Raw genomic sequence first — 26,574 nt, forward strand, 5'->3', positions numbered from 1 at the left:
ATTGGGAAAATTCATGAGCACCCTGATTGAACTGAAAGTCCCCGATATCGGCGGCCACAGCAATGTGGACGTGATCGAGGTATTCATCAAAGCGGGCGACAGCGTAGCCAAGGACGATGCGCTGGTCACCCTGGAAACCGACAAAGCCACCATGGACGTGCCGGCCGACGCCGCCGGCGTGGTCAAGGAAGTCAAAATCGCCGTGGGCAGCAAGGTCAGCGAAGGCGATGTCATCGCCCTGATCGAAGCCAGCGCAGCAGCAGCGCCGGCTGCCGCCCCGGCCGCCGAAGCCAAACCCGCCGCCGCCCCGGCGGCTGCTCCGGTGGCCGCCAGCCACAGCGGCGCGGCGGATATTGAATGCGATGTGCTGGTGCTGGGCGCCGGCCCTGGCGGCTATTCCGCCGCCTTCCGCGCCGCCGACCTGGGCCTGAAAGTGGTGCTGGTCGAGCGTTACAGCACGCTGGGTGGCGTGTGCCTGAACGTGGGCTGCATCCCGTCCAAGGCGCTGCTGCACAACGCGGCGGTGATCGACGAAGTCAAGCATCTGGCCGCCAACGGCATCAAGTTTGCCGAGCCGGAAATCGACATCGACATGCTGCGCGGCTACAAAGAAAAAGTCATCGGCAAGCTCACTGGCGGCTTGGCTGGCATGGCCAAGGCGCGCAAAGTGCAAGTGGTGCGCGGCGTGGGCCAGTTCCTCGATCCGCATCATCTGCAAGTGGAAACCACCGACGGCCAAGGCCAGGACAAGACCGGCGCCAAGCAAGTGGTCAAGTTCAAGAATGCCATCATCGCCGCTGGCAGCCGCGTGGTGAACCTGCCGTTCATCCCGCAAGACCCGCGCATTGTCGATTCCACTGGTGCGCTGGAACTGAAATCCGTGCCGAAGAAAATGCTGATCATCGGCGGCGGCATCATCGGCCTGGAAATGGGCACGGTGTACTCCACCCTGGGCGCACGCCTGGACGTGGTGGAAATGCTGGACGGCCTGATGCAGGGCGCCGACCGCGACCTGGTCAAGGTGTGGCAGAAGATGAACGAGCACCGCTTCGACAACATCATGACCAGCACCAAGACCGTGGCGGTTGAAGCGAAGGAAGACGGCATCTACGTCACCTTTGAAGGCGCCAAGGCCCCGGCCGAACCGCAGCGCTACGACCTGGTGCTGGTGGCCGCCGGCCGCGCGCCGAACGGCAAGCTGATCGGCGCCGAAAACGCTGGCGTGGCGGTGACCGACCGTGGCTTTATCGAGGTGGACAAACAGCAGCGCACCAACGTCCCCCACATCTACGCCATCGGCGACATCGTCGGCCAGCCGATGCTGGCGCACAAGGCGGTGCACGAGGCGCATGTGGCGGCAGAAAACTGCGCCGGCCAGAAGTCCTACTTCGACGCGCGGGTGATTCCGGGCGTGGCCTACACCGACCCGGAAGTGGCCTGGGTGGGCGTCACCGAAGAAATCGCCAAGCGCGACGGCATCAAGATCGAAAAAGCCGTGTTCCCGTGGGCAGCGTCTGGCCGCGCCATCGCCAACGGCCGCGACGAAGGCTTCACCAAGCTGATTTTTGATGCGGAAACCCATCAGGTGATCGGCGGCGCGATTGTCGGCACCCACGCTGGCGACATGCTGGGCGAAATCTGCCTGGCCATCGAAATGGGCTGCGACGCCACCGACATCGGCAAAACCATCCATGCTCACCCGACGCTGGGCGAAAGCATCGGCATGGCCGCTGAAGTCGCCCACGGCAGCTGCACCGACCTGCCGCCGCAACGCAAGAAGTAAACGCCAGCGGCATCGCGTAAACAACAAAAGGGCAAGCCTGATGAGGGCTTGCCCTTTTGTCATGGCGTGCAGCCGTGCCCGGCGAAGCGATCATGCTTCACAGCGCGCTTTGTGATGCGTTTGTCGAGAAGGCGCAAAAGATGGCCCCGCCAGGCGCGGTGGACCATATCCAACGTAGCTGCCCTGGCCATGCCGCCGCTGGCAAGGCAGGACAAGCACACGGAGAGGATGTTGCCCGCCACGCCCAACATCCAGCGCTGCCTTTGACCACCAGCCAGCATGAGGAGCCCGACCGATGCGCGCATTTCATATGAACCTTCTGACCTACAACGCCAACACGCAATTTCCAGCCGGCGGTGCAGCCCAGGGCAAGCACCAGGCCTTGCGCCAGGAAATGGCCAACTATCGCGCCAATGTCATCGGCGGCAATGCCGTGCATCTGGCAGGCTTTACCGAAGTACTGGTGGCCGACGCCGCCAATCCGGCCAATGTCCGCCAGGCACTGAACGATTTTGGCGCGGCGCTGGGCATTGCGCCCGGCGCCCACGGCCGCCAACTGGCAGTGATTCGCTGCGGGCGCACGGTGCTGCAAAACAGCAATGAAGTGGTGGCCATCGTGTTGGACGGCAACGCCGTGATCCAGCGTTACGGTCTGCTGTGGTTCAACAATCCCAACGCCATGCAATGGCAAGACCGCCAGATTGCCAGCCAAGGCGTGTACACCGCCAATCTGGGTATTCCAGCTCAGGCCGTGCCGGATTATCGCTACATCGTCTATGTCAGCTTCACCCTGAATGGCGCAGCCTACACCGTCGGTTTCCTGCACAACCGTGCACCGGGCAATGAACAGGCCGTGCTGGTGATGAACGGCCTGCGCGCCCTGCTGGAAGCCCAGGCACCGGTGGCGCTGACCCTGTGCGGCGGCGATTTCAACGCCAACTCGCCAGTGGCCGGCCCTGGCGGCGTGGGCCAGTTGTATCCGCCCAATGGCCATCATCCGTCCTGGTATTACTCGCCCGGCGCCACCACTGCCGCCGGCAACCGCTATGACTACTGGATCAGCTACCCGCAATTGTTCCAGGCGCCAGGCGCCACGGCGGCAGCCAACGCCACGCCGACCTTGCCCAATCCGAACCAGACCGGCTCTGACCATCGCGGCGTGGGCATTCTGCTGGTCTGACAAAGCCACAAACAAAACGGCGAGCCAGATGGCTCGCCGTTTTGCGTGAGGCGGCAGGGATTGCTCAGTTGGCCCGGATCATGGTGCCCACGCCGGCATCGGTGAGGATTTCCAGCAGCAGGGCGTGTTTCACCCGGCCGTCGATGATGTGCACCGATTGCACGCCATTCTTGGCGGCGTCCAGCGCCGAGCTGATCTTGGGCAGCATGCCGCCGTGGATGGTGCCGTCGGCGAACAGGCCGTCCACCTGGCTGGCGGTCAGGCCGGTGAGCAGCTGGCCGTTTTTGTCCAGCACGCCTTCGGTGTTGGTCATCAGGATCAGTTTTTCGGCGCCCAGGGTTTCCGCCAGCTTGCCGGCCACCAGGTCGGCGTTGATATTGTAGGCCGAGCCGTCATGGCCCACGCCAATCGGGGCGATCACCGGGATAAAGTCGCGGGTGTCCATCAGCGCAATCAGGCTGGGGTCGATGGATTCGATTTCGCCCACCTGGCCGATGTCGATGGACTCTTCGCCATCGTCGGCCTTGAGGAACATCTTGCGCGCACGGATAAAGTTGCCGTCCTTGCCGGTCACGCCCACGGCCTTGCCGCCGTGCTGGTTGATCAGGCTGACGATTTCTTTGTTGACCAGGCCGCCCAGCACCATTTCCACCACGTCCATGGTTTCGCTGTCGGTCACGCGCATGCCCTGGACAAATTCGCCCTGCTTGCCGATGCGCGCCAGCAACTGGTTGATTTGCGGGCCGCCGCCGTGCACCACGACCGGGTTCAGGCCCACCAGCTTGAGCAGCACCACGTCCTTGGCGAAGCCTTCTTTCAGGGCGTCGTCGGTCATGGCGTTGCCGCCGTACTTGATCACGATGGTCTTGCCGGCAAATTTGCGGATGTAAGGCAGCGCTTCAGAGAGGATGGCGGCCTTGTCCTGGGCCAAGTGCGGGGTCAGCGTCATGGTCGGTTCCTGTGAGACAAATAACGACGGGGTCGGAAAGCCGTATTGTAAACGCAACGCCGCGCCGGGTTTATCTGAATTCACATTTACCTATACCTTGCCGACTGCATCGCCTTACTATAGAGTAAGTCTGATCATTCGCTTGTTATGGTATCCCAGATGACGGCCACCCCGCCCGCTTCCGCCCCTGCCACCCGCTGGTCTCGCCGCAAGGACGTTCGCCCCGGCGAAATCCTGGAAGCCGCGCTGAAACTGTTTGTGGAAAAAGGCTTTCGCGCCACCAAGATGGAAGACATCGCCCGCGAAGCGGGGGTGACCAAGGGCACGCCGTATCTGTACTACGAAAACAAGGAAGAAATCTTCAAGGCGGTGATCCGCGAAGGCATGCTGACCAAGTTCGACGAGCTGGAAGGCTTGTCCGGCCAGGATGAAGCCAGCGCGGAAACCCGGCTGCGCCAGGTGATTTACCGCTGGTGGGAATCCATCGGCAACACCCGCCTGGCGGGCCTGTCCAAGCTGATGATCGCCGAGGCGGCCAATTTTCCTGAGCTGGCCAGCTTTTACCACGCCGAAGTGATTGTGCGCTGTCGCAATATGGTGCGCCATGTGCTGGAAGAAGGCGTCGAGCGCGGCGAGTTTCACATCCTCAACATGGATCATGCGGTGGAGATTGTCATCGCCCCGCTGCTGCTGGCCATGGTGTGGAAGCATTCGTTTCATAATTTTGAATCGGCCAAGTTTGACATGCCGGCGCACTTGGATAATGTGCTGGATATCTTGATCAATGGCCTGAAAACCCGCTAAGCGCGGCTGACAAAACTCTCCTGGCGTGCGCCTAGCCAGGACCGCTGTGCCGGGTTTTGTGTGCTGCGCTAAGCGTTGCGCTGTTTGGGTTTTCGCCACCCCGCCGGGGTGCGGCCTTGCCGCCCGGCGGGTTTTGTTCACCCATTAAGTTAACAATTATTACATTGCTGCTGCGCCAGCAGCGGCAAGAGCGGCTGAATTGCACACGCAGGCGACGCAGAAACGCCTGATCGACTACACGAAGGAAACACAACCATGACCATTCGTCATTTTGCCGCGCTGTGTCTGGTGGGCGCGCTGGCGGCGTGCAGCAAACCCGAGGCGCAGCCAGAAGCGCCACGGCCGGTGCGCAGCGTCACTTTAGCGGCGGGCAACGGGCAGACCGCCGCGTTTCACGCTGGCGACATCCGCGCCCGCCACGAGGCGCGACTGGCGTTTCGCGTCGGCGGCAAGGTGGTGGCCCGGCTGGTGGACGTCGGCGCCACGGTCAAGCCTGGCCAGGCGCTGGCGCGGCTGGAAGACAACGACACCAGCCTGGATCTGGCCAGCCGCCGCGCCAAGCTGGCCGCCGCCGAGGCCGACCTGAAGCAGAACGAAGCCGACATCAAGCGCTACCGCGAGCTGCTGGCCCAGCACTTTATCAGCCAGGCCGAGTTTGACCGCCGCGAAGCGGCGCTGGCCGCCGCGCGTGGCAATCAGCAGGCTGCGCTGGCCGCCGCCCAGTTGGGTGCAAATCAGCAGGGCTACACCACGCTGAGCGCCGAGCGCGCCGGGGTGGTGACCAGCATCGACGCCGAAGTTGGCCAGGTGGTCAGCGCCGGCCAGCTGGTGGCGCGGGTGGCGGAATCCGGCGAGCGCGAGGCGGTGATTGCCGTGGCCGAATCGCAACTGGCCGAGGTGCGCGCCGCGCGCGGCTTTGTCGTGCAAGTGGGCCAACTGCCTGGCCAGTATCAGGGCGTGCTGCGCGAGCTGGCGCCGGACGCCGACAGCGTCAGCCGCACCTACACCGCACGCATCACCCTCAAGGACGCTGACGACAGCGTGCGCCTGGGCATGAGCGCGCGCGTCTACCCGCAGGGCGAGGCCGCTGCGCCGCTGAGCGTGCCGCTGAGCGCCGTGCTGGACGAAAACAATCGCCATTATCTGTGGCTGCTGGACGGCAAGGCGCCGCAGGTCAAGCGGGTGGAAGTCAAACTGGCCAAGGTCAGCAGCGACACCGCCTGGATTGCCAGCGGCGTGCGCGCCGGGCAAGAAGTGGTCACCGCTGGCGTGCACCTGCTGCGCGACGGCCAGACCGTGCGCCGACTCACGCATGATCCGGCGCAGCCGGTGGGGACGCAGGCGAAATGAAACGACTCAATCTCTCGGAATGGGCGATTCGCCACGCCTCGCTGGTGCGCTATTTGATGATCATCCTGCTGATTGGCGGGGTGTGGGCGTATGGCAAGCTGGGGCAGAAAGAAGACCCGGAATTCACCTTCAAGGCCATGTTGGTGCGCGTGGTGTGGCCGGGGGCCAGCACCGACGATATGCAGCTGCAAGTTACCGACCGGGTGGAAAAAAAGCTGATGGAGCACCCCGATCTGGACTTCGTCAAAAGCTACACCAAGCCGGGCGAGACGGTGCTGATCGTCAACCTGAAAGAAAGCGTGGCCCCCAAAGATGTGGCCAATGCCTGGTATCAGGTGCGCAAAAAGCTGTCTGATATTCGCCAGCAACTGCCCAGCGACATTCGCGGGCCGTTTTTCAACGACGAATTTGGCGACACTTTTGGCAATATCTACGCCTTTACCGGCGACGGGCTGGGCTACGAAGACCTGCGCCGCTATGTGGAATACGTCAAGCGCGAGGCCTTGCGCCTGCCGGACGTGGCCAAGGTGGAAGTGGTGGGCGAGCAGGACGAAAAACTCTACCTGACGCTGGACACCGCCCGCCTGGCCAGCCTGGGCATGGACGTGCAGCAGCTGTGGCAGGCGTTGGCCGCCCAGAACGCCATCACGCCGGCCGGGGCCATCGACACCGCCACCGATCATGTGCCGGTGCGGGTGACCGGCGCCTTGCAAAGCGTGGACGCGCTGCGCAATGCCTTGCTGTCGGCCAATGGCCGCACCTTCCGCCTGGGCGACGTGGCCGAGGTGCGGCGCGGCTACGCCGAGCCGCTGGGCTTTGCCATGCGCTTTGACGGCAAGCCGGCGCTGGGCCTGGCCATCAGCATGAAAAAAGGCGGCGACGTGATCAAACTGGGCGACACGCTGAACGCGCTGATGGACAAGGTGCGCAGCGAGCTGCCGGTGGGGGTGATGATCGACGCAGTGTCTGACCAGCCGCGCGTGGTGAAAAGCTCGGTCAACGAGTTCATGAAGTCGCTGGTGGAAGCGGTGGTCATCGTGCTGGGGGTGAGCTTTGTCAGCCTGGGCATGCGCACCGGCATCGTGGTGGCGCTGTCGATTCCGCTGGTGCTGGCCATCACTTTCTTGGCCATGTATTTTTTCAATATCGAGCTGCAACGCATCTCGCTGGGCTCGCTGATCATCGCCCTGGGCTTGCTGGTGGACGACGCCATCATCGCCGTGGAAATGATGGCGCTGAAACTGGAACAAGGCTGGAACCGGCTCAACGCCGCCACCTACGCCTACACCAGCACGGCGTTTCCGATGCTGACCGGCACGCTGATCACCGCCGCGACGTTTTTGCCGGTGGGCTTTGCCAAGTCCAATGCCGGCGAATACACCTTCAGCTTGTTTGCCGTGGTCGGCCTGGCGCTGGTGATTTCCTGGTTTGTCGCCGTGCTGTTCACCCCGTTCATCGGCCACTGGCTGCTGCCTGAGCACCAGCCCAACACCGAGCACGGCGCGCATGGCGATGTGTACGACAAGCCGTTTTATGTGCGCTTTCGCCGGCTGGTGGAATGGTGCCTGGACCACCGCAAGACCGTGCTGACCGCTACGCTGACCGCGTTTGTGCTGTCGCTGGTGTGCTTCAAGCTGTTTGTGCAGCAGCAGTTCTTCCCGGCCTCCAGCCGGGTGGAGTTGTTGGTGGATTTCTGGCTGCCGCAAAGCGCCAGTTATCAGGCCACCGAAACCGAGGTCAAACGGCTGGAAACCCTGCTGAAGAACGACGAACGGATTGTCTCCATCACCAGCTATGTCGGCGGCGGCTCGCCGCGCTTTTACCTGCCGCTGGACCAGCAGCAACAGCACCTGAACTACGCGCAGATGATGATCATGACCCGCGACGAGCAGGTGCGCGACGAGGTGAAACACAAAATCGCCGAGCTGTTCGACCAGGGCTTTCCGGCGGTGCGCGGCCGGGTGATCCGCCTGGAAAACGGCCCGCCGGTGGGCTATCCGGTGCAGTTCCGCCTGCTGGGCCCCGACCCTGGCCAGCTGCGCGCCATCGGCCAGCGCATGGAGGCCATGCTGCGTGAACACCCGGCCACCCGCCAGGTGAACAACGACTGGGGCGAGCAATTGCGGGTGATGCGCGTCACGGTGGATCAAGACAAAGCCCGCGCGCTGGGCGTGTCCAGCCAGTCGCTGGCGCGCCAGCTGCAAATGCTGCTGTCCGGGTCGGTGGTCACCGAATACCGCGACGCCGATCGCACGCTGGAAGTGGTGGCCCGGCTGGGTGCCGACGAGCGCGCCAGCCTGGAGCGGCTGCCCAATCTGATGATCCAGACCGCGTCCGGGCGCTTTGTGCCGGTGGCGCAGCTGGCGGGGGTGGAATACAAGCCCGAAGAAAGCATCGTCTGGCGGCGCAACCGCCTGCCCACGCTGACCGTGCGCGCCGATGTGGCCGACGGCGTGCAGGCGGCCGATGTGTCGATTGCCCTGTGGCCCAAGATGCAAGCGCTGGAAAAAACCCTGCCGCCGGGCTATCACATCGAGCTGGGCGGCTCGCTGGAATCCAGCAAAAAATCGCAGGACGCCATCGGCGCCGTGCAACCCTTGATGCTGGTGGTGGTGATTTCGCTGCTGATGTTCCAGCTGCACAGCTTCCAGCGCACCTTGCTGGTGCTGCTGACCGCGCCGCTGGGCATGATCGGGGTGACGCTGACGCTGATTCTGTTTGCCGCGCCGTTTGGCTTTGTCGCCATGCTCGGGGTGATTGCCCTGGCCGGGATGATCATGCGCAACTCGGTGATTCTGGTGGACCAGATCGAACACGATATCCGCGAAGGCATCGACCGCTGGGAGGCGGTGGTTGGCTCCACCGTGCGCCGTTTCCGCCCGATCATGCTCACGGCCGCAGCGGCGATTCTGGCGATGATCCCGCTGACCCGCAGCACATTCTGGGGGCCGATGGCGGTGGCCATCATGGGTGGGCTGCTGGTCGCCACCGTGCTGACGCTGCTATTCTTGCCGGCGTTGTACGCGGCCTGGTTTAAAGTCAAACGCCCAGCCTGACCTGACGCGGCCCGGCGCGCGCCGGGCCCCTCACACTTCGGAAAGACATCCATCATGTGGACATGGAAACACCACGCGCTGGCCCTCGCCCTGGCCGGCGCCAGCGCCGGCGCCCAGGCGCTGGACCTGATCGACGTCTGGCAGGCGGCGCGCGAACACGACGCCGCCTACGCCTCGGCGCGCGCCAGCTGGGAAGCCGGCCAGGAAAAAACCATCCAGGGCCGCGCGCCCTTGCTGCCGCAGCTGAACGCCAGCGGCGACTACACCCGCAACAAGGCCGAACGCCCGGCCGGCATCGGCCGCTACCGCAGCGCCAGCGCCGGCCTGCAACTGACGCAAACCCTGTTTGACTGGTCGCGCTTTGCCGCGCTGGAACAAGGCCGCCAGGCCACGCTGATTGCCGATGATCAGTTCAAAAACGCCGAACAAGAGCTGATCCTGCGCACCGCGCAGGCGTATTTTGACGTGCTGCTGGCCGAAGACACGCTGGAATTCACCCGCGCCGCCAAAGACGCCTACGCCAAGCAACTTGAGCAAGCCAAAAAATCGTTTGATGTCGGCAGCGCCACCATCACCGACACCTACGAAGCCCAGGCCAGCTATGACTCCGCCGTGGCCAGCGAGCTGGCCGCGCTCAACGACCTGGAAGTCAAACGCAACAAGCTGGCGCTGCAAACCGGCGTCAGCGCCAACCGGCTGGACCCGCTGAAAGCCAAAGTGCCGCTGGAGCTGCCCAGCCCGGACAGCGCCGACAGCTGGGTGCGCCAGGCCGAAGACGGCAGCTATGCGCTGGCCATCCGCCGCAAGCAATTGATTGTCGCCGGCAAACAAGTGGACATCAGCCGCAGCGGCCACCTGCCCACCGTCAGCCTGGTGGCCGGCTACAACGACCGCACCAGCACTCAGCTGGCCAGCGTGGACACGCGCGGCGGCTCGGTCGGCGTGCAAATCACCCTGCCGATTTTCAGCGGCGGCCTGGCGCAATCCAAGGTGCGCGAAGCCCGCGCGCTGGAAGAACAAGCCCGCCAGGATCTGGAAGACGCCCGCCGCCAGGTGGAACAAGCCACCCGCACCGCCTATCTGGGCGTGACCAGCGGCGCGGCGCAAGTCACCGCCCGCGAGCAAGTGCTGGCCTCCAGCAAAAGCCAGCTGGACGCCACCCGCCTGGGCCGGGAAGTGGGCGTGCGCACCAGCGTGGACTTGCTCAACGCCGAGCGCAAGGTGTACGAATCCCGCCGCGACCTGGCGCAAGCGCGCTACCAATACCTGATGGCCCGCCTGCAACTGGCCGCCGCCGTCGGCCAGCTGGACCGCAAGGTGCTGGAAGGCGTCAACCAGCTGCTGCAAGCGCGCCAGAGCACGGCGCTGGCCAGCGCCCAGCCCAAGCCCAAGCCAGGCAAGCAATAAGCGCCGCCCACAAAACCCTCCTGGCGTCGTTGCCCGACTTTGCCGTACTTGTTGGCGCACTGCGCTGGGTGTTGTGAGCGACGCTAAGCGGCTCCCCGCGCGTCAAGTCCCGACGCGCGGAACCACCGCCTCCCACTCTCACGGCCCCAATCCGGTGACGCTTGCGTCATCCCCACCTGTTGACGGAGTGCGCCATGCAATTCGGCTACACCATCCTGTATGTGCCCGACGTGCCGGCCAGCCTGGCTTTCTATCAAGCCGCCTTTGGCCTGAACACCCGCTTTCTGCACGATAGCGGCGACTTTGCCGAGCTGGACACCGGCGCCACCGCGCTGGCGTTTTGCTCGCACGCGCTGCTGCACGCCATGGGCAAGTCGCCGCGCGCGCCGCAGGCCGACCACCCCAGCTTTGAAATCGCCCTGGTCACCGACGACGTGCCCGCCGCTGTCGCCCGCGCCCAAGCCGCTGGCGCGCAGCTGGTGCAAGCGCCGACGGACATGCCCTGGGGGCAGACCATCGCCTACGTCAGCGACCTGAATGGCTTTCTGGTGGAGCTGTGTACGCCGGTGAGCCCACCGACGTCGGCGTGAGCGGGTGAAAGAATGGGGGTAGGCAGTTGCGACCTGATCTGACCGTCTCCGCGCCCACCGCACCGAATGACCAGATCACCTCTGCCCCCACGCATCCACGCCAGCCACAGAGCATTCCACTGCCCACCCCCGCTTTTAACCCGAACTTCCCCGCCCGGCTGGCCGTATACTGCCGGTTTGGCGGTCAGCTGTGCTGACTGGTTTCTTGCTGACTTTTCTGGAGCTTTCATGAACATCATTCAAACCCCCGACGCCCCGCAAGCCATTGGCCCCTACGCCCAAGCCGTGGCGGTGGACGGCTGGTTGTTCACCTCGGGCCAGATTCCGCTGAACGCCGCTGGCGAGCTGGTGGAAGGCGATGTCACCGTGCAGACCACCCAGGTGCTGGACAATCTGCACGCCGTGCTGACCGCCGCTGGCGGCGGTTTTGACAAGGTGGTGAAAACCACCGTGTTCCTGGCCGATATGAACGACTTTGCCGCGATGAACGCCGTCTACGCCGCCCGTTTTGGCAGCCACACCCCGGCCCGCTCCACCGTGCAAGTGGCGCGTTTGCCGCGTGATGTGAAGGTAGAAATCGAAGTCGTCGCCCGCCTGGCTTAAGCCATGTTGCGCCGGGCCCGCTGGGGATGGCTGACGCTGGCGCTGCTGGCGGCATGGCCGGCCGCCGCCGGGCCATTGGCTGAGCGCTTGCGCGAGCGCTGGCAAGCCGGCCAGGCCGAGGCGCGCGCCGCTGGCTTGCCCGACGGCGTGCGCATGCTGTCGGCGCTGCGCTACGGCGACGACCCGGCCGAAACGCTGGATGCCTATCTGCCAGCGCAGCCGCAGCACGCGCCGCTAGTGTTGATGGTGCATGGCGGCGCCTGGCGGCTGGGCGACAAGGGCGCGTCGGCGGTGTTTTTGCACAAAGTGCAGCGCTGGGCGCCGCAAGGCGTGATTGTGCTGTCGGTGAACTACCCGCTGCTGCCGCACGCCACGCCGCCCCAGCAGGCGCAATCGCTGGCGCGCGCGCTGGCCTTTGCCCAGCATCAGGCGCCGCGCTGGGGCGGCGACCCTGCCCGCCTGGTGCTGATGGGCCACTCTGCCGGCGCGCATCTGATTGCCCTGCTCAATGCCGACGCCAGCCTGGCCCACCAAGCCGGCGCGCAAGCCTGGCGCGGCGCAGTGGCCTTGGACAGCGCCGCGCTGGACGTGCCAGCCATCATGCAGCACCCGCATCCGCGCTTTTACGACGACGCCTTTGGCGCGCAGCCGGCCGACTGGCGCGCGCTGTCGCCGCTGCACCAGCAAACCGCTGCCACCCCGCCGATTCTGCTGGTGTGCTCCAGCCGCCGCGCCGACGCCTGCGCCCAGGCGCACGCCTACGCTGACGCCGCCCACGCCTTGGGCGCCCGCGCGCAGGTGCTGCCGCAGGATTTGTCACACCAGGAGATCAACGCCCAGTTGGGTTTGGATAATGCCTATACCCGGCAGGTGGAGGCGTTTTTGCGCGACATCAGCCGCTGAACACCCTCTAGGGGCAGGGTACGCGGCCCCTTACCATCTTTATTCAATGCGCCGTCGGATCGTGCCGGTCAATCGCCTGGCGCAAAGCCCGGCGGCGGCTGAGCAAGAACAGCACAAAGCCCAGCAGCAGCACGCCTTCCAGCGCCAGCGTCCACCCAGCGCCCAGCACAGTGGCCAGCAGGCCGGCCAGCAAGCCACCCAGGGCGTCAAAGCCAAAGCGCGCCGAGGTGAAAAACGACACCACCCGGCCGCGCAGCCGGTCGGGGGCGGTGGATTGCAGCAGCATATTGATGCCGACATTGCTCACCGAAATGCCAAAGCCCAGCGCCGCCATCGCCGCCAGCGCCAGCGGCAGCCAGGCGGTGAGCCCAAACACCAACAGCGCCAGCGCGCTGAGCGCCGCGCCGAAGATGATGCTGCGCACCAGGCCGGGCATGGATTGGCGGGTGGCCAGATACAGCGTGGACACAAACGCCCCGCAGCCCGCTGCGCCCCACAGCCAGCCCAGCGTGCGCGCATCGCCGGCAAACACATCGCGGGCAAACACCGGCAGCAGCACAACGTAGGCCGAGGCGGTGAGGTTGAGCGCAATCAGGGTAAAGATCAGCAGCCGCACCAGCCAGGTGTGCCAGGCGTAGCTGACCCCTTCACGAAACACATCGCCCATCGAGCCCTGCGCCTTGGGCGGCGCCGGCATGCGGATGCTGGCCACGGCGATGATCAGCGCCAGAAAAGTCAGCGCGTTCAGCGCAAAGCACGCCGCTTCGGACAAGGCCGCCAGCAGCGCGCCGGCAATCGGCGGGCCGATAAAGCGGCCGCTATTGAACAGCATGGCGTTCAGCGCCAGCGCATTGGGTAAATCTTCACGCCGGCCAACAAAACTGCCAATCAGCGATTGTCGCAATGGCGTGTCAAAGCTATTGAGCACGCCCAGCAGGCCAGACATCGCCACCAGCAGCCACGGGCTGACCCAGCCCAGCCAGGTCAACGCCGCCAGCGCCAGCGCCTGCACGGTGAGCAAGGCCTGCACCCACAACAGCGCGCGGCGCTTGTCGTGCTTGTCCACCCACGCCCCGGCAAACGGCCCCACCAGCAACTGCGGAATCAGCGCGGCAAACGCAGTCACCCCCAGCAAGGCCGCCGAGCCGGTGAGCCGATACACCAGCCAGGCCATCGCCACCTGCTGAATCCACGAACCGAGGATGGACACCGCCTGACCAGCGAAATAACGGCGAAAATGCGCATGGCCCAGCGCGCGAATCGGCGCGGGCCAGGGGCGGGGAGCGGCAGCGGTCATGGGGGGAACAGGGCGGTTGTCAGCAAGGCGTTAGCATAGCAGCCAGCTCACTGCGCATGGCGGTTGTAACACCAAGAAAAATGCGCTTGGTCGTGTGGCACCACCGCCTGATAGACGAGGTGCGTGGCGGTGCGTTTGCCCAGGATCGCCATGCCGAGTTGACTGAACGCCCCCGGGCAATCCTGGCGCGCTTGCGCTAGCGCCACACCAGGCCACAGGCGAAATACCCCACCGAGCCCAAGGCGGAGGCGCCAATCAGCCCGCTGCGGGTGAACAGCGCAGGGTCAGCCCAAGGGCCGCTGGCCACGGCGCCGCCTGCCACTCGGTCCAGACGATATACAGCAGGAAATTCAGAAACACCGCACTGGGCAATACTCGCTCCAGCAAGCCACGCGTGGAGGCATTCAGCCGCAGCGGCGCAAATACAGGCAGGATGCGCACCAGCACGCCAGACGGGGTTTTTGAACGGCTTTCATTCGCCCGCCACCCGTTGCACCCACACCGCCGTATCGTGATACGCCACCCCCGCCGCCGGAAAGCCCGGCTCGGCGCTGACCAGCGCATTGATGCCCACCCCTTCGATAAACGCGTCGTTTGGCCACTGGCTTTCCACCACCACGGTGTCGGGTTGCACGCCGGCAACGGTGCGGGCGTACAGCAGCACGCTGGCCTGGGCGTTACCCAGGCGGATCAGCTCGCCGTCGGCAATGCCCAGACGCGCAGCGGCGTCGGGGTGCAGTTGCGCGGTCGGGCGGCCTTCCAACTGGCGTGAGCTGGGGGTTTCGGTAAAGCTGGAGTTCAAGAAGTGCCGCGCCGGCGCAGCCACCAGCCGGAACGGCCGCTCGGCGCTGGCGGCGTCGATCACCGCCTGATGGTCGGGGTAGCGCGGCATGCTGGCGTGGCCTTCACCACGCGCCGCCCAATCCGGGGCAAAGCGAAAGCGCCCGTCGGCATGGCCAAAGCCTTCCAGAAAATGCGCACGGGCAAAGCCTGGCGTGCAGTCATGCCAGCCGGCGGCGTACAGACTGTCGGCGTCGGGCTGGCCGCTCTCGCGCAACACCTGGTCCACCAGCGCCCAGGCGTCTTGCTGAAAAGCCGGATGCGACACCCCCAGCCGCGCGGCCAGCTGGCTGATGAAATCATGGTTGGCGCGGCATTCGCCCAGCGGCGCAATCAGCGCGCGCGCCGCCTGCAAAAAGGTGTGGCCAGAGGCCTGATACAGGTCGTCGTGCTCCAGAAAGGTGGTGGCCGGCAGCACCAGATCGGCCAGGCGCGCAGTGTCGGTCATGAACTGTTCGTGCACGCAGACAAACAGGTCGTCACGCAGCAGGCCGCGCCGCACCGCCAGGCTGTCCGGCGCCACCACTGCCGGGTTGGTGTTTTGCACCAGCAGCACGCTGACCGGCGGGCCATCGCCCAGATCGCGCCGCTCGCCGGCCAACACCGCGCCCAACCGGCCCATGTCCAGCACGCGGGTGTCCGGGGTGACGGCGTCCAGGCCGTACAGCGTGCGGGTGTTCAGCCCGTACAGGCCGCTGTTGCTGTACAGCGCGCCGCCGCCCGGCCATTGCCAGGCGCCGGTGACCGCCGGCAAACAGCTGACCGCGTGCATGGCCGCCGCGCCATTGCGCTGGCGGGAAAACCCATAACCCACACGCAAAAAGCTGCGCCGCGCGCCGCCATACAGCCGGGCAAACTGCACAATCTGCTCGACCGACAAGCCGGTGATCTCGGCCGCCCAGGCTGGCGTGCGGCGGGCCAGATGCGCTTCCACCTCGGGGGAAAAATCGGTGTGTTTGGCCAGGTAATCCCGATCGGCCAGGCCTTCGGCCAGCAGCACATGCATCACCGCACAGGCCAGCGCGCCATCGGTGCCGGGGCGCAGTGCCAGATGCAGGTCGGCCTTGGCGGCAGTGGCGGTGCGGTAGGGGTCCACCACCACCAGCGGTACATCGCGCCCGCGCCGGGCTTTTTGCAGCCAGTGCATGAAATTCACCTGGGTGTGCACCGGGTTGCCACCCCAGACCACAATCAGCTCGGACTCCATCACCTCGCGCGGGTCCAATCCGCGCTTGGCGCCCACACCGGCCAGCCAGCCGGCGTCGGACAGGGCCACGCAGAAGGTTTCTCGTTGGCGCGACCAGCCGGCCAGATGGCCCAGCCGGCGGATGGCGGCGCGCTGCACCACGCCCATGGTGCCGGCGTAGTGGTAGGGCCAGATGCTTTGCGCGCCGTGGCGGGCGGTGGCGCTGACGATGCGCTCGGCCAACAGATCCAGCGCAGCGTCCCAGCTGATCGGGGTGAACTGGTCGCTGCCCTTGTTGCCCACCCGCAACAAGGGTTGCGTCAGCCGCTCGGGGTGGTGCACACGCTCGGCGTAGCGCGCCACCTTGGCGCAGATCACCCCATCGGTGTAAGGCTGCGCCGCGCCGCGCACGCGGCCAATGCGACCATCGTCGCCCACCTCTACAGACAGGGCGCAGACACTGGGGCAATCATGGGGACAAACGGAAGGACGCTGGATCGGAGGCATGGCGGGCGCGAGCGGACAGACAGTTGAGTGAGCCCGTCATTGTGCCTGCCGGAAACCGAATGGCAAAGGCAGGTGGGGCATAAGCTTGGCGTGGGAGGGTCTGTGGAGATTTGCCGCTGCGACGCCATGCAGTGGCCCAGGCAAAAAATCCTGCGCCTTGCCAATCGAGCGGGTTGCGCGCAAAAAATCTTGCCGCCGCCCAGCAACTTGCGTATAGTCACTCGCTTCCCGCGAAAGGCTCGCGAGGAAACGTATTTTTAGGAGCTTAACGAATGTATGCGGTCGTAAAAACCGGTGGCAAGCAGTATCGCGTGACCATCGGCGAAAAACTTAAAGTAGAACAGATACCAGCAGACATCGACAGCCAAATCGTCCTGGATCAGGTACTGATGGTTGCTGATGGCGATCAGGTTGCAGTGGGCACCCCGCTGGTGGCCGGCGTAACCGTGACTGCGACCGTTGTGTCGCATGGTCGTGGCGAAAAGATCCGCATCTTCAAGATGCGTCGTCGTAAGCACTACCAAAAGCACCAGGGCCATCGTCAGAACTACACCGAAATTCGCATCGACGCGATTTCGAAGTAATCCGGGAGAACTCTCATGGCACATAAAAAGGCAGGCGGTAGCTCGCGCAACGGTCGTGACTCTGAGTCCAAGCGCCTGGGCACCAAGGCTTATGGCGGCGAACTGATTCCCGCTGGCAGCATCATCATCCGTCAACGTGGCACTCGCTTCCACGCTGGCGACAACGTTGGCATGGGCAAGGATCACACCCTGTTCGCCAAGGTTGACGGCTATGTCAAGTTTGAGGTCAAAGGCGCCGCCAAGCGCAAGACCGTGACTGTGCTGCCGTACACTGGCGAAGCCGAAGCCGCGTAATTTACACGCAGTTTTAGCGTCATCAGAGCCCTATCCCACGATAGGGCTCTTTTTGTTGTTTGCGGCGCAGCCGTGAACCATGAGCCCCTGCCCGGCGCGGCGGCTGATGGCTCACCGTTGCCCCGCGCACAGCGCGGCCAGACTTGGCTGCGTTCAAGGAGAGTGACATGAAATTCATCGACGAAGCGCGCATCGAAGTGTGCGGCGGCAAGGGCGGCAATGGCTCGGCCAGCATGCGCCGGGAAAAATTCGTCCCGCGCGGCGGCCCGGATGGCGGTGACGGCGGGCGCGGCGGCAATGTGATTGCCGTGGCGGACAAAGACATCAACACCCTGGTGGACTACCGCTTTGTGAAAAAATACATCGCCCGCAACGGCGAAAACGGCCGGGGCGCCGACTGCTATGGCAAGGGCGCGGACGACATTATCCTGCGCATGCCGGTGGGCACGCTGATTACCGATTCGCTGACCGGCGAAGTGGTGGCCGACCTGACCACCGACGGCATGGAAGTCATCATCGCCCGTGGCGGCAAGGGCGGGCTGGGCAATATTCACTTTAAAAGCTCGGTCAACCGCGCGCCGCGCCAGTTCACCCACGGCGAGCCGGGCGAGCAGCGCGAGCTGAAGCTGGAGCTCAAGGTGCTGGCCGATATTGGCCTGTTGGGCATGCCCAACGCCGGCAAATCCACCTTTATCCGCTCGGTGTCCGCCGCGCGACCCAAGGTGGCGGATTACCCGTTCACCACCCTGCACCCCAATCTGGGCGTGGTGCGCATCGACGAAAACCGCAGCTTTGTGATTGCCGACATCCCCGGCCTGATCGAAGGCGCGGCGGATGGCGCTGGCCTGGGCCATCGCTTTCTCAAGCATTTGCAGCGCACCGGCCTGCTGCTGCACATTGTGGACCTGGCCCCGTTTGACCCGGACACCGACCCGGTGGCCGAGGCGCGCGCGATTGTCGAAGAGCTGCGCAAATACGACGAATCGCTGTACAACAAACCGCGCTGGCTGGTGCTGAACAAGCTGGACATGGTGGACGACGACGAACGCGCCGCCCGCGTGCAACAGTTCCTTGCCGACTACGGCTGGCAGGAAAACCCCGACCCCTACGCCGACTTCGACCCGATGGCGCCGCGCCACTTTGTGATTTCGGCGCTGACCGGCGAAGGCACGCGCGAGCTGACCTACGCGGTGATGGACTATCTGGACACCCTCCGCCAGCGCGCCGAGCAAGACCGCCTGGCCGCCGCAGCCGCCGCCCGTCCGGGCGAACTGATCGCCCCGAGCCAGCCCCAGGCCGACTGAGCCGGCGCGCTCACGCCGGCCCTGCTTTTGACGCTAATCCCCTGTCGGCGTAACTATCTTGCGCCGATGTCGCACCCGAGAGCGCCCAGCTTCATCGGCGTGCGACGCCCAGCCGGGCCTGAGCGCCGCTCACCCTCCTGGCGTCGTTGTGCGGCCTTGCCGTACGGCTTGCACTGCCTACGGCCGCACACCTAGCCAGAATCGCTTCGCTGAGTTTTATCAGCGACGCCAAGTGGCGCTGAACAATGCCACCTCATCGCCGTGGCCCACCCCTTGCTTCACCCCCACAAGCCACGCTACGGAACCCAGTTCCACACCCCCAGCATGACGGGGGGCCGGATTTCCGGCACTATGTCATGTTACGGGACGCGCAGCGGCCTTGGGCCAGGCGCGACGGATTGAATTCTTCTCACGGCGTCCGGCCGCCGGTCGGACGGGAACACCATGGCGCTTCTTGAAATTCGTAATGTAGTCAAGCGGTTCGGGGACTTCACCGCGGTCAACCACGTCAGCCTGTCGGTCAACGCTGGCGAGTTCTTCACCCTGCTCGGGCCGTCCGGCTGCGGCAAAACCACGCTCTTGCGCATGCTGGCCGGCTTTGAACAGCCCGACAGCGGCGAAATCCTGCTGGATGGCAAGGATGTGTCCAATGTGCCGCCCGAAAAGCGCCCGGTGCATACAGTATTCCAGAGCTATGCGCTGTTTCCGCACATGACCGTGCGCGAAAACATCGCCTTTCCGCTGAAAATGGCCGGCTGGAGCGCTGACAAAATCGCCCCGCAAGTGGACGAACTGCTGGAAGACGTGCGCCTGAGCAAATTCGGCACACGCTACCCGCACGAGCTGTCCGGTGGCCAACGCCAGCGGGTGGCGATTGCCCGCGCGCTGGTGGACCGCCCGCGCCTCTTGCTGCTGGACGAGCCGCTGTCGGCGCTGGACGCCAAGCTGCGCGAAGAAATGCAGATCGAGCTGATCAATCTGCAAAAAGAAGTCGGCATCACCTTTGTCTACGTCACCCATGACCAGGGCGAGGCGCTGGCGCTGTCGCACCGCATTGCGGTGATGAACAGTGGTCAGGTTGAGCAGTTGGACATGCCGGAAACCATCTACAGCTACCCGCGCAACCGCTTTGTGGCGGATTTCATCGGCCAGTGCAATGTGCTGGAAAGCGAAGTCAAGGCCATCCACGGCGACGGCACGATGACCATCGCCATCAAGGGCTGCGGCGAAATGAAGGCGCTGGCGCGCGAAGGTGTGACAGTGGGCCAGCAAGGCTGGCTGGCGCTGCGCCCGGAAAAAATCAAACTCGACCGCGAACTGCCCGAGCTGGCCAACGAGGCTTACTTCAAGGGCCGCGTGCATGACTGTCTGTACATGGGCGATGTGACGCTGTACATCGTTGAAGTGGGCGAGGGCGTGCGCATCGAGGCCATGCTGCCCAATTCGGCGCCGGGCCTGGCCAAGCTGTTTGACGACAATGATCTGGTTGAAATCGCCTGGCGTTTTGATGCCGGCAGCTTCCTGACGGAGTAAGCCATGCAGGAACGTTTGGGAAAATGGCTGCTGTCGTGGCCGCCGCTGGCGTATCTGGTGGTGTTTTTCTTGCTGCCGTCGCTGATCATGATGTTTGCCGCCTTTCGCTACCCTGGCGATTACGGCGGGCTGATGCCGCTGACCTCGGAAGACCCGGCCACCGGCAAGCTGGTGCTGGACATCACCCTGGATAACTGGCGCGATTATCTGACGCTGGAAAGCTTTGTCCGGCTGGTGGACGAGCCGCTGTATATCGAGCTGTTCATCAAATCACTGTGGTACGCCACGCTGACCACGCTGATTTGCATCGCCATGGGCTACCCGCTGGCCTGGCTGATTGCGCGCAGCCCGAAAAAATACCGCGACCTGATGCTGTTGCTGGTGATTCTGCCGTTCTGGTCGAATTTTCTGATCCGGATTTATGCCTGGATGATTCTGCTCGGCCCGCAATCGGCGCTGAGCAAGGCCATCAATCTGGTGGTGACGGCGTTTGGCCACGAGCCGGTCAGCCTGCTGTTCACCCCGTTTGCGGTGATTGTCTGCCTGGTGTACGTGCATCTGCCATTCATGGTGTTGCCGCTGTACGCCAATCTGGAAAAGCACGACATGGCCTTGCTGGACGCTGCGCAGGATTTGGGCGCTTCGGCCTGGCAGCGCTTCTGGAAGATCACCTGGCCCTTGTCGCTGCCTGGCGTGTACGCCGGTGCGGCGCTGGTGTTTATCCCGGCGCTGGGCATGTTTGCCGTGCCGGACATCATCGGCGGCACTGAGGGCATCATGATCGGCAACCTGATCAAGCAGCAATTCCTGGAAACCCGCGACTGGCCGTTTGGCGCCGTGCTGTCGATCATGCTGACCGGCGGCGTGCTGCTGATGGCGGGTCTGGCCGCCGCCGTGGGGCGCGGCAAACAGAAGGCGAAGCAGAAACATGGCTAAACGACAATCCTGGTGGCTGTGGGCGGCGGCGGCGCTGGCCTATGTGTTCCTGTACCTGCCGCTGGTGATCGTGGTGGTGTATTCGTTCAACGATTCCAAGCTCAACGCCGAGTGGGTGGGCTTCACCCTGGACTGGTACCATAAGCTGTTCAATAACCGCGAAATGCTGGTGGCGGCGCGCAATTCGATGGTGATTGGCGTGGTGTCGGCACTGGCGGCCACCTTTTTTGGCGCGCTGGCCGGCATTGCCATGCACCGCTACAAGCTGCGCCTGCTGCCCTTCCTGGTGCTGACCCCGATCGCCATCCCGGAAATCCTGATGGGCGTGAGCCTGCTGATTTTCTTTGTGTTGCTGAATGTCACCCTGGGCATGACCTCGATCATTCTGGCCCATGTGGCGTTTTGCATCGGCTTTGTGGCGATTGTGGTGCGCGCGCGCATGCAGGGCATGGACAACAGCCTGGTGGAAGCCGCCCGCGACCTGGGCGCCACGCCGTGGCAGGCTTTCCGGCTGGTGACGCTGCCGCAGATCATGCCGGGCATTCTCGCCGGCGGCCTGATGGCGTTCACCTTGTCGATTGACGACTTTGTGATTACCTTCTTTACCGCCGGGGTGGGCTCATCGACGCTGCCTTTGCAGATTTATTCGATGATCAAGATCGCAGTAACGCCAGAGGTGAATGCCATTTCGACGCTGTTGATGGTGCTGACCTTGTGTTTGATTGTACTGGTGTCCAAAGTGTCGCCGGGGGCCTTGCGGGCGGAGTGATGGGCCGCATCGGTGCTTCACCATCGCCGTTTTGTTTCTCACTGCGTCGCCCCCCTGGCAAGCGGCCACGGCGCGCTGAGGGTGACGGTGGTGTTGAGCCTTCACCCGCGCCACGCGGCGGCGAGTTCTGGATGCCCGCCTGGGCACGATGGCGCGTGAGTGGGATAATTTCTGCCTGTTTGCCGGCCAGCCAGCAAGCAGGTGTGCAGTGTGTGTGACTTGATTTTGACCGAACCTTAAAGGGAACAAGATGAAAAAGCTGCTGCTGTCGATGTCCTTGCTGGCCAGTTCCATGGCGTTTGCCGCTGATGAGCTGCACCTGTACAACTGGAACAACTACCTGACCGAAGCCACTGCCAAGCGCTTTGAGCAGTCGTGCAAGTGTAAGCTGGTGCAGGATTACTACGGCGACAACGAAGAGATGCTGGCCAAGCTGGCCGCGGGCGCCAAGGGCTACGATATTGTGGTGCCCACCGGTTTTGCCGTGCAAACGCTGATCGGCCAGAAAGGCGCCGCGCCGCTGGACAAGGCGCAGCTGAGCAATCTGAAGAACATCAACCCGGGTTATATGGGCGGTTTCTTCGACAAGGCCAACACCTATTCAGTGCCGTACGCCTTCACCACCACGGTGCTGGGCTATAACGAAACCCAGCTGCAAAAAGCTGGCGTGCTGGACAAGGCCAATAGCTGGGCGCTGATTTTTGATCCGGCCGTGGTCTCCAAGATCAAGGGCAAGGTCACCGTGCTGGATTCGCAGCGCGAGCTGATGGCCGCCGCGCTGATGTATCTGGGCTACCCGGCCAACGAAACCGACCCGGCCAAGTGGAAGCAGGCCCAGCAGGTGATTCTGAAGGCCAAGCCGTACTGGGCAGCGTTCAACAACCAGAGCTATATCAAAGAGCTGACCGTGGGCAACGCCTGGGTGTCGCTGGGGTATTCCAACGACCTGTTCCAGGCCCAGCAGGATGCGCTGAAGGCCAAGCGCCCGTTCAAGCTGAACTTCAGCCTGCAACAAGAAGGCAACACCCTGTCGATGGATAATCTGGTGATCCTGAAAGACGCCCCGCGCAAGGACTTGGCGCACAAGTTCATCAACTTCATGCTGGATGGCAAGAACGCCGCCGAGCTGACCAACGAAGTGGGCGCCGGCAACCCCAATCAGGCCGCCATGCCGAACGTGAAGCCGGAGATCACCAAGCTGTCGGCCATCTTCCCGAGCAAGGAAGCGCTGCCCAAGCTGCAACAGCTGCAAGACCTCAACGGCAAGCAACGTCGTGAGTTGAACAAGCTGTGGTCGGAAATCAAGCTGAAGTAATGCTCTCCCGCTTCTGGCGCAGTCCGCTCGCCCGGCATCGGGCGGGCGGCGCACAGCCATGACGCCGCCAATCCTGCCTTCTTTGCCGCCCGCCCCGCACCGGGTGCCGCACTGGTTTGCCCTCAGTTATCTGGGTGCGCTGGTGGTGGTCAGTCTTTACCCGTTCACCGAATGGGAATTCAACGGCCAACCCTGGCTGGATTTTCTGCTGTATCCGCTGCCGTATTACCGCACCGCCTTTGATCAGGGCGTCAATGTGCTGGCCTATGTGCCGTATGGCGTCGCCTTGGCGCGCATGTTCCGGCCGGCCTGGCTGGGCGTGTTGGCGGCGCTGGGCCTGGGGGCGCTGACCAGCCTGGTAATTGAAATCATCCAGCTGTATCTGCCGATGCGGGTGGCGTCCAATCTGGACGTGCTGTGCAATGCCGCGGGTGCGCTGGCTGGCGGCTTGCTGGCTACGCTGCCGTGGACAGTGCGGCTGGGCCGCGCCATGCAGCGGCTGCGCCGGCGCTGGCTGCTGGCCGACAACAGCGCCGACTACGCCTTGATGCTGGTGGCGCTGTGGTTTCTCACCCAGATCAATCCGGCCAACCCGCTGTTTGGCGTGGTGGTGATGCCGGAAGGGCTGCCGCAGCCGTTTGAATCACCGATTGCCGATCCAGCCTTGTTTTTGTTTCTGCTGGAAGCCGGCGGGGCGATGCTGAACCTGACCGCCACGCTGTTGTTTATCGCCAGTTTTCTGGCGCGACGGCGCGATTATGCGCCGGTGCTGGGCGGGTTTTTTCTGCTGGCCTGGTTGTTCAAGGTGGCGGTGGCCGCCGCCATGCTCAAGCCGGTGGCGTATTTTGCCTGGATCAACCCGCATGTGCTGGCCGGCCTGGCGCTGGGCGGCGTGCTGACCTGGCTGCTGTGCCACACCCAGCGGCTGGTGCAAAGCATCTGCGCACTGCTGTTGCTGGGCCTGGCGCAACTTGCGGCGGCACAATGGCCACTGGTAGCGGCCGACGACGACCAGCGCGGGCTGTTCCGCTGGGCTTACCATCTGACCAATATCAACGCCCTATCCGAATTCGCCAACCGGCTGTGGCCGTGGGCGGCACTGGCGTGCGTGCTGTTGTCGATCAGCCGCCAGTTGCGCCGCGAGCGCTGGTAAGCGCGACTAACAAAACCCTCCTGGCGTCGTTGCCCGACCTTACCCTACTGCTTGTACTGTCCCAGGCGCACTGCGAGACGTTTTGTGAGCTGCGCTTACATCTTGGCCAACCGCACATGGCGGGCCAGCTCGCCAATCTGGCGCAAACGCACGTCCACATAAGCCGGCTTGCCCACCGTGCCAGCCGGAGCCAGCCACGCCGTGCGCATGCCCAATCGCCGCGCAGTCAGCAGATTGGCCAGGGAATCCTCCACCAGCACGCACTGTTCTGGCCGACGGCCCATGGCGGCCAGCACGCGCCGGTAGGCGCGCGGGTCGGGCTTGGGATGAAAGCTCAGGCGGTCCACACCAAAGCAGTCGCGCAGCAAGGGCAAAATGCCCAGATGTCGGCACACCGCCCGCACATAGCGGCTGGGGCCGTTGGAGAACACCACCTTGTCGCCCGGCAAGCGCGCCAACAAGGCCGGCAGCCCAGGCTCGTGGCGCACCTGCGCCAGCAATTCGGGTAGAGGGTGGGTGTGGTGCAAGAAATGCGTGGGGTCGGCGCCGTGCTGGCGAATCATGCCGGTGAGCGTGGCGCCATAGCGCCGCCAGTAGGCTTCGCGCACCTGATTGGCGGCGGCTTGCTCCAATTGCAGGTGCTGGGCGATGTAATCGGTCATCTGCTGGTTGATCAGCGGAAACACCCCGGCGCTGGCATTGTGCAGAGTGTTATCCAGGTCAAAGACCCATAAACGGGAAGACGGCATGGCAAGACGGGACAAAAACAATCAGGCCGGCTAGCTTAGCACGGCCAGCGCCGGGGCCAACGCAGGCTAACGAACTACAATACTTGAAAGTGTCAGCACAGCCCCTTATCTGTGGGTTATCTTTTTCTTGCTGACGGAAACCGCCATGCGCTCGCCTGACCCTCTGCACCTGGTGTGCCCGCACTGCGACGGCATCAATCGCCTGCCCGCCGCCCGGCTGGCCGATGCGCCCAACTGTGGCCATTGTCATCAGCCGCTGCTGAGCGGCCAGCCCCTGGAACTGACGGTGGACAATGCCGAGCGCCATCTGCGCCGCAATGAGATTCCGGTATTGGTGGATTTCTGGGCGCCGTGGTGCGGCCCCTGCCAGATGATGGCCCCGGCCTTTGCCCAGGCCGCTGCCGCACTGCCGCAGGTGCGCTTTGCCAAAATCAACACCCAGACCGAAACCACGCTGGGCCAGCGCTTTAATATCCGCAGCATTCCCACATTGGTGTTGTTTGTGAATGGACAAGAAGTACAACGCCAGGCCGGCGCGATGGACGCCGCCAGCATTCAGCGCTGGCTGGCGGCCGGGCTGCGACAGGCGGGCAAATAGCAGACAAGCCAGGACGGCAATCGGCCTCCCCAGCGCCGGCCGCCATTCGGGCCAAAGCGCACGGGGTAAGCGCGCTCACCAAAGCCAGCGCAGCGGCGCTGGCCAGGTGTGTGACCGCAGACAGTACAAGTCGTACGGCAAAGTCACACCACAACGCCAGGGTGGTGAGTGACTCTTACTGCTGGATGTAACTCACCAGTTGCTCAATGGTTTGCGCCTGGGCATCCAGCGTGGCGCGCACCACATCGCGCATCGACACCATGCCCAGCACAGCGCCATGCTCCAGCACCGGCAAGTGGCGGATGTTTTTGTCAGTCATCAGCGCCATGCACTGATCCACCGTATGCTCGGGGCCGATATAACACACCTTGTTGGTCATGATTTCGCCCACCAGCGTGGTAGCCGAAGTCTTGCCCAACAACACCACGCGGCGGGCGTAATCACGCTCGGAAAAAATCCCGCGCAGGCTTTCCCCCTCCATCACCAGCACAGCGCCCACATTGTGCTCGGCCATCACTTGCAGGGCTTGCAGCACGGTGGCGTCCAGCGGCACGCTAAAAAAACCGGCGGGTTTTTCTTTCAACAATTGGCGAACGGTCAGCATGGTCTCTCCTTGGTTGCGTCATACGATAGGCAAGGGGCGCAAAGGACGGCGCCAGGGCTCAGCAGGTCGCCAGGCCGGCGACAGGCGTGCTTTTGAGTTATAGCCGCTATCCGGCTGGAATGCAGGGCAAGTTGCGGCATGCTGTAGGCACGTCCACCGGGGTACAGCCTGGCGGTGTGCCATGCTTGACAATCCACGCCACAAAAAAATTCAATCCATTGTTTTTAAAAATATATTTGTCTGGCACAAAACTCGCTGCACGCACACTTTCTTTTGCACA

General features: G+C 63.9%; 23 protein-coding genes. 18 read left to right on the plus strand and 5 right to left on the minus strand.

The window, feature by feature from the left end:
- The first annotated feature begins 13 nt into the window (after window positions 1-13).
- Together lpdA and DFR34_RS04000 are read left to right on the plus strand one after the other, a co-directional pair.
- The gene (gene lpdA / locus DFR34_RS03990) at window positions 14-1,783 is read left to right on the plus strand and encodes a dihydrolipoyl dehydrogenase (protein WP_110389861.1); all 1,770 of its coding nucleotides are present in this window, start codon (window positions 14-16) and stop codon (window positions 1,781-1,783) included.
- A 295-nt stretch (window positions 1,784-2,078) separates the two neighbouring features.
- Window positions 2,079-2,963 carry a hypothetical protein gene (locus DFR34_RS04000; protein WP_146215044.1) on the plus strand — a complete coding sequence of 295 codons (885 nt, stop codon included), beginning with the start codon at window positions 2,079-2,081 and terminating at the stop codon, window positions 2,961-2,963.
- 64 nt (window positions 2,964-3,027) lie between these two features.
- On the opposite strand, the gene argB is transcribed toward DFR34_RS04000, so the two are convergent.
- Entirely contained in the window at window positions 3,028-3,912 is an 885-nt protein-coding gene (argB, locus tag DFR34_RS04005) for an acetylglutamate kinase (RefSeq protein WP_110389864.1), read from the minus strand.
- Window positions 3,913-4,071: 159 nt separating this feature from the next.
- Between argB and DFR34_RS04010 the strand changes: the two genes are divergently transcribed.
- The 7 genes from DFR34_RS04010 to DFR34_RS04040 all read left to right on the plus strand — a co-directional run bounded on the left by DFR34_RS04010 (window position 4,072) and on the right by DFR34_RS04040 (window position 12,625).
- On the plus strand, window positions 4,072-4,716 hold the full coding sequence (locus DFR34_RS04010) for a TetR/AcrR family transcriptional regulator (protein WP_110389865.1): 645 nt from the start codon (window positions 4,072-4,074) through the stop codon (window positions 4,714-4,716).
- A gap of 255 nt (window positions 4,717-4,971) precedes the next feature.
- The gene (locus DFR34_RS04015) at window positions 4,972-6,066 is read left to right on the plus strand and encodes an efflux RND transporter periplasmic adaptor subunit (protein WP_110389866.1); all 1,095 of its coding nucleotides are present in this window, start codon (window positions 4,972-4,974) and stop codon (window positions 6,064-6,066) included.
- Window positions 6,063-9,122: an efflux RND transporter permease subunit gene (locus DFR34_RS04020; RefSeq protein WP_110389867.1), complete on the plus strand. Its 3,060-nt coding sequence runs from the start codon at window positions 6,063-6,065 to the stop codon at window positions 9,120-9,122. Before DFR34_RS04015 ends, DFR34_RS04020 begins: the two co-directional genes overlap by 4 nt.
- Window positions 9,123-9,176: 54 nt before the next feature.
- The gene (locus DFR34_RS04025; RefSeq protein WP_110389868.1) at window positions 9,177-10,529 is read left to right on the plus strand and encodes a TolC family outer membrane protein; all 1,353 of its coding nucleotides are present in this window, start codon (window positions 9,177-9,179) and stop codon (window positions 10,527-10,529) included.
- 194 nt (window positions 10,530-10,723) lie between these two features.
- Window positions 10,724-11,119, plus strand: a complete 396-nt coding sequence (locus tag DFR34_RS04030) for a VOC family protein (RefSeq protein ID WP_110389869.1) — start codon at window positions 10,724-10,726, stop codon at window positions 11,117-11,119.
- Window positions 11,120-11,347: 228 nt separating this feature from the next.
- Entirely contained in the window at window positions 11,348-11,722 is a 375-nt protein-coding gene (locus DFR34_RS04035; RefSeq protein ID WP_110389870.1) for a RidA family protein, read from the plus strand.
- Window positions 11,723-11,725: 3 nt separating this feature from the next.
- On the plus strand, window positions 11,726-12,625 hold the full coding sequence (locus DFR34_RS04040) for an alpha/beta hydrolase (protein WP_110389871.1): 900 nt from the start codon (window positions 11,726-11,728) through the stop codon (window positions 12,623-12,625).
- A gap of 43 nt (window positions 12,626-12,668) precedes the next feature.
- Here DFR34_RS04040 and DFR34_RS04045 read toward each other — a convergent pair whose 3' ends face one another.
- Window positions 12,669-13,922, minus strand: coding sequence for an MFS transporter (locus tag DFR34_RS04045; protein WP_110389872.1), 1,254 nt, complete (start codon window positions 13,920-13,922; stop codon window positions 12,669-12,671).
- Between the two features lie 472 nt (window positions 13,923-14,394).
- Window positions 14,395-16,455, minus strand: a complete 2,061-nt coding sequence (locus DFR34_RS04055; protein ID WP_110389873.1) for a molybdopterin-dependent oxidoreductase — start codon at window positions 16,453-16,455, stop codon at window positions 14,395-14,397.
- 272 nt (window positions 16,456-16,727) lie between these two features.
- Between DFR34_RS04055 and rplU the strand changes: the two genes are divergently transcribed.
- The 8 genes from rplU to DFR34_RS04095 all read left to right on the plus strand — a co-directional run bounded on the left by rplU (window position 16,728) and on the right by DFR34_RS04095 (window position 24,343).
- Entirely contained in the window at window positions 16,728-17,039 is a 312-nt protein-coding gene (gene rplU / locus DFR34_RS04060; protein WP_110389874.1) for a 50S ribosomal protein L21, read from the plus strand.
- Window positions 17,040-17,054: 15 nt separating this feature from the next.
- Window positions 17,055-17,333 (plus strand): 50S ribosomal protein L27, encoded by a 279-nt coding sequence (gene rpmA, locus DFR34_RS04065; protein WP_110389875.1) that lies wholly within the window; start codon window positions 17,055-17,057, stop codon window positions 17,331-17,333.
- Between the two features lie 167 nt (window positions 17,334-17,500).
- Window positions 17,501-18,637, plus strand: coding sequence for a GTPase ObgE (obgE, locus tag DFR34_RS04070; RefSeq protein WP_110389876.1), 1,137 nt, complete (start codon window positions 17,501-17,503; stop codon window positions 18,635-18,637).
- Window positions 18,638-19,081: 444 nt separating this feature from the next.
- Complete coding sequence (locus tag DFR34_RS04075; RefSeq protein WP_110389877.1) at window positions 19,082-20,170, plus strand: ABC transporter ATP-binding protein; 1,089 nt, start codon at window positions 19,082-19,084, stop codon at window positions 20,168-20,170.
- A gap of 3 nt (window positions 20,171-20,173) precedes the next feature.
- Complete coding sequence (locus tag DFR34_RS04080) at window positions 20,174-21,106, plus strand: ABC transporter permease (protein WP_110389878.1); 933 nt, start codon at window positions 20,174-20,176, stop codon at window positions 21,104-21,106.
- Window positions 21,099-21,875, plus strand: a complete 777-nt coding sequence (locus DFR34_RS04085) for an ABC transporter permease (RefSeq protein WP_110389879.1) — start codon at window positions 21,099-21,101, stop codon at window positions 21,873-21,875. Before DFR34_RS04080 ends, DFR34_RS04085 begins: the two co-directional genes overlap by 8 nt.
- Before the next feature lie 250 nt (window positions 21,876-22,125).
- Window positions 22,126-23,190, plus strand: a complete 1,065-nt coding sequence (locus DFR34_RS04090; protein WP_110389880.1) for an ABC transporter substrate-binding protein — start codon at window positions 22,126-22,128, stop codon at window positions 23,188-23,190.
- Between the two features lie 58 nt (window positions 23,191-23,248).
- Window positions 23,249-24,343 (plus strand): VanZ family protein, encoded by a 1,095-nt coding sequence (locus DFR34_RS04095; protein WP_110389881.1) that lies wholly within the window; start codon window positions 23,249-23,251, stop codon window positions 24,341-24,343.
- Between the two features lie 95 nt (window positions 24,344-24,438).
- Here DFR34_RS04095 and DFR34_RS04100 read toward each other — a convergent pair whose 3' ends face one another.
- The gene (locus DFR34_RS04100) at window positions 24,439-25,092 is read right to left on the minus strand and encodes a pyrimidine 5'-nucleotidase (protein ID WP_110389882.1); all 654 of its coding nucleotides are present in this window, start codon (window positions 25,090-25,092) and stop codon (window positions 24,439-24,441) included.
- A 145-nt stretch (window positions 25,093-25,237) separates the two neighbouring features.
- Between DFR34_RS04100 and trxC the strand changes: the two genes are divergently transcribed.
- Window positions 25,238-25,690 (plus strand): thioredoxin TrxC, encoded by a 453-nt coding sequence (gene trxC, locus DFR34_RS04105; protein ID WP_110389930.1) that lies wholly within the window; start codon window positions 25,238-25,240, stop codon window positions 25,688-25,690.
- A gap of 175 nt (window positions 25,691-25,865) precedes the next feature.
- Here the strand turns inward: trxC and DFR34_RS04110 are convergent, their stop codons facing one another.
- Window positions 25,866-26,294: a CBS domain-containing protein gene (locus DFR34_RS04110; protein ID WP_110389883.1), complete on the minus strand. Its 429-nt coding sequence runs from the start codon at window positions 26,292-26,294 to the stop codon at window positions 25,866-25,868.
- Between the last annotated feature and the right edge of the window lie 280 nt (window positions 26,295-26,574).

The organism is Rivihabitans pingtungensis (assembly GCF_003201855.1).
GTDB classification, from domain to species: domain Bacteria; phylum Pseudomonadota; class Gammaproteobacteria; order Burkholderiales; family Aquaspirillaceae; genus Rivihabitans; species Rivihabitans pingtungensis.

Coding starts and splice junctions, on each gene's coding strand:
- DFR34_RS04000 (WP_146215044.1), top strand. CDS start 2,079: ATGCGCGCATTTCATATGAACCTTCTGACCTACAACGCCAACACGCAA.
- DFR34_RS04075 (WP_110389877.1), top strand. CDS start 19,082: ATGGCGCTTCTTGAAATTCGTAATGTAGTCAAGCGGTTCGGGGACTTC.
- argB (WP_110389864.1), bottom strand. CDS start 3,912: ATGACGCTGACCCCGCACTTGGCCCAGGACAAGGCCGCCATCCTCTCT.
- DFR34_RS04045 (WP_110389872.1), bottom strand. CDS start 13,922: ATGACCGCTGCCGCTCCCCGCCCCTGGCCCGCGCCGATTCGCGCGCTG.
- DFR34_RS04090 (WP_110389880.1), top strand. CDS start 22,126: ATGAAAAAGCTGCTGCTGTCGATGTCCTTGCTGGCCAGTTCCATGGCG.
- trxC (WP_110389930.1), top strand. CDS start 25,238: ATGCGCTCGCCTGACCCTCTGCACCTGGTGTGCCCGCACTGCGACGGC.
- DFR34_RS04025 (WP_110389868.1), top strand. CDS start 9,177: ATGTGGACATGGAAACACCACGCGCTGGCCCTCGCCCTGGCCGGCGCC.
- DFR34_RS04110 (WP_110389883.1), bottom strand. CDS start 26,294: ATGCTGACCGTTCGCCAATTGTTGAAAGAAAAACCCGCCGGTTTTTTT.
- rplU (WP_110389874.1), top strand. CDS start 16,728: ATGTATGCGGTCGTAAAAACCGGTGGCAAGCAGTATCGCGTGACCATC.
- DFR34_RS04010 (WP_110389865.1), top strand. CDS start 4,072: ATGACGGCCACCCCGCCCGCTTCCGCCCCTGCCACCCGCTGGTCTCGC.
- DFR34_RS04030 (WP_110389869.1), top strand. CDS start 10,724: ATGCAATTCGGCTACACCATCCTGTATGTGCCCGACGTGCCGGCCAGC.
- rpmA (WP_110389875.1), top strand. CDS start 17,055: ATGGCACATAAAAAGGCAGGCGGTAGCTCGCGCAACGGTCGTGACTCT.
- DFR34_RS04035 (WP_110389870.1), top strand. CDS start 11,348: ATGAACATCATTCAAACCCCCGACGCCCCGCAAGCCATTGGCCCCTAC.
- DFR34_RS04015 (WP_110389866.1), top strand. CDS start 4,972: ATGACCATTCGTCATTTTGCCGCGCTGTGTCTGGTGGGCGCGCTGGCG.
- DFR34_RS04095 (WP_110389881.1), top strand. CDS start 23,249: ATGACGCCGCCAATCCTGCCTTCTTTGCCGCCCGCCCCGCACCGGGTG.
- DFR34_RS04020 (WP_110389867.1), top strand. CDS start 6,063: ATGAAACGACTCAATCTCTCGGAATGGGCGATTCGCCACGCCTCGCTG.
- DFR34_RS04040 (WP_110389871.1), top strand. CDS start 11,726: ATGTTGCGCCGGGCCCGCTGGGGATGGCTGACGCTGGCGCTGCTGGCG.
- DFR34_RS04100 (WP_110389882.1), bottom strand. CDS start 25,092: ATGCCGTCTTCCCGTTTATGGGTCTTTGACCTGGATAACACTCTGCAC.
- lpdA (WP_110389861.1), top strand. CDS start 14: ATGAGCACCCTGATTGAACTGAAAGTCCCCGATATCGGCGGCCACAGC.
- obgE (WP_110389876.1), top strand. CDS start 17,501: ATGAAATTCATCGACGAAGCGCGCATCGAAGTGTGCGGCGGCAAGGGC.
- DFR34_RS04080 (WP_110389878.1), top strand. CDS start 20,174: ATGCAGGAACGTTTGGGAAAATGGCTGCTGTCGTGGCCGCCGCTGGCG.
- DFR34_RS04055 (WP_110389873.1), bottom strand. CDS start 16,455: ATGCCTCCGATCCAGCGTCCTTCCGTTTGTCCCCATGATTGCCCCAGT.
- DFR34_RS04085 (WP_110389879.1), top strand. CDS start 21,099: ATGGCTAAACGACAATCCTGGTGGCTGTGGGCGGCGGCGGCGCTGGCC.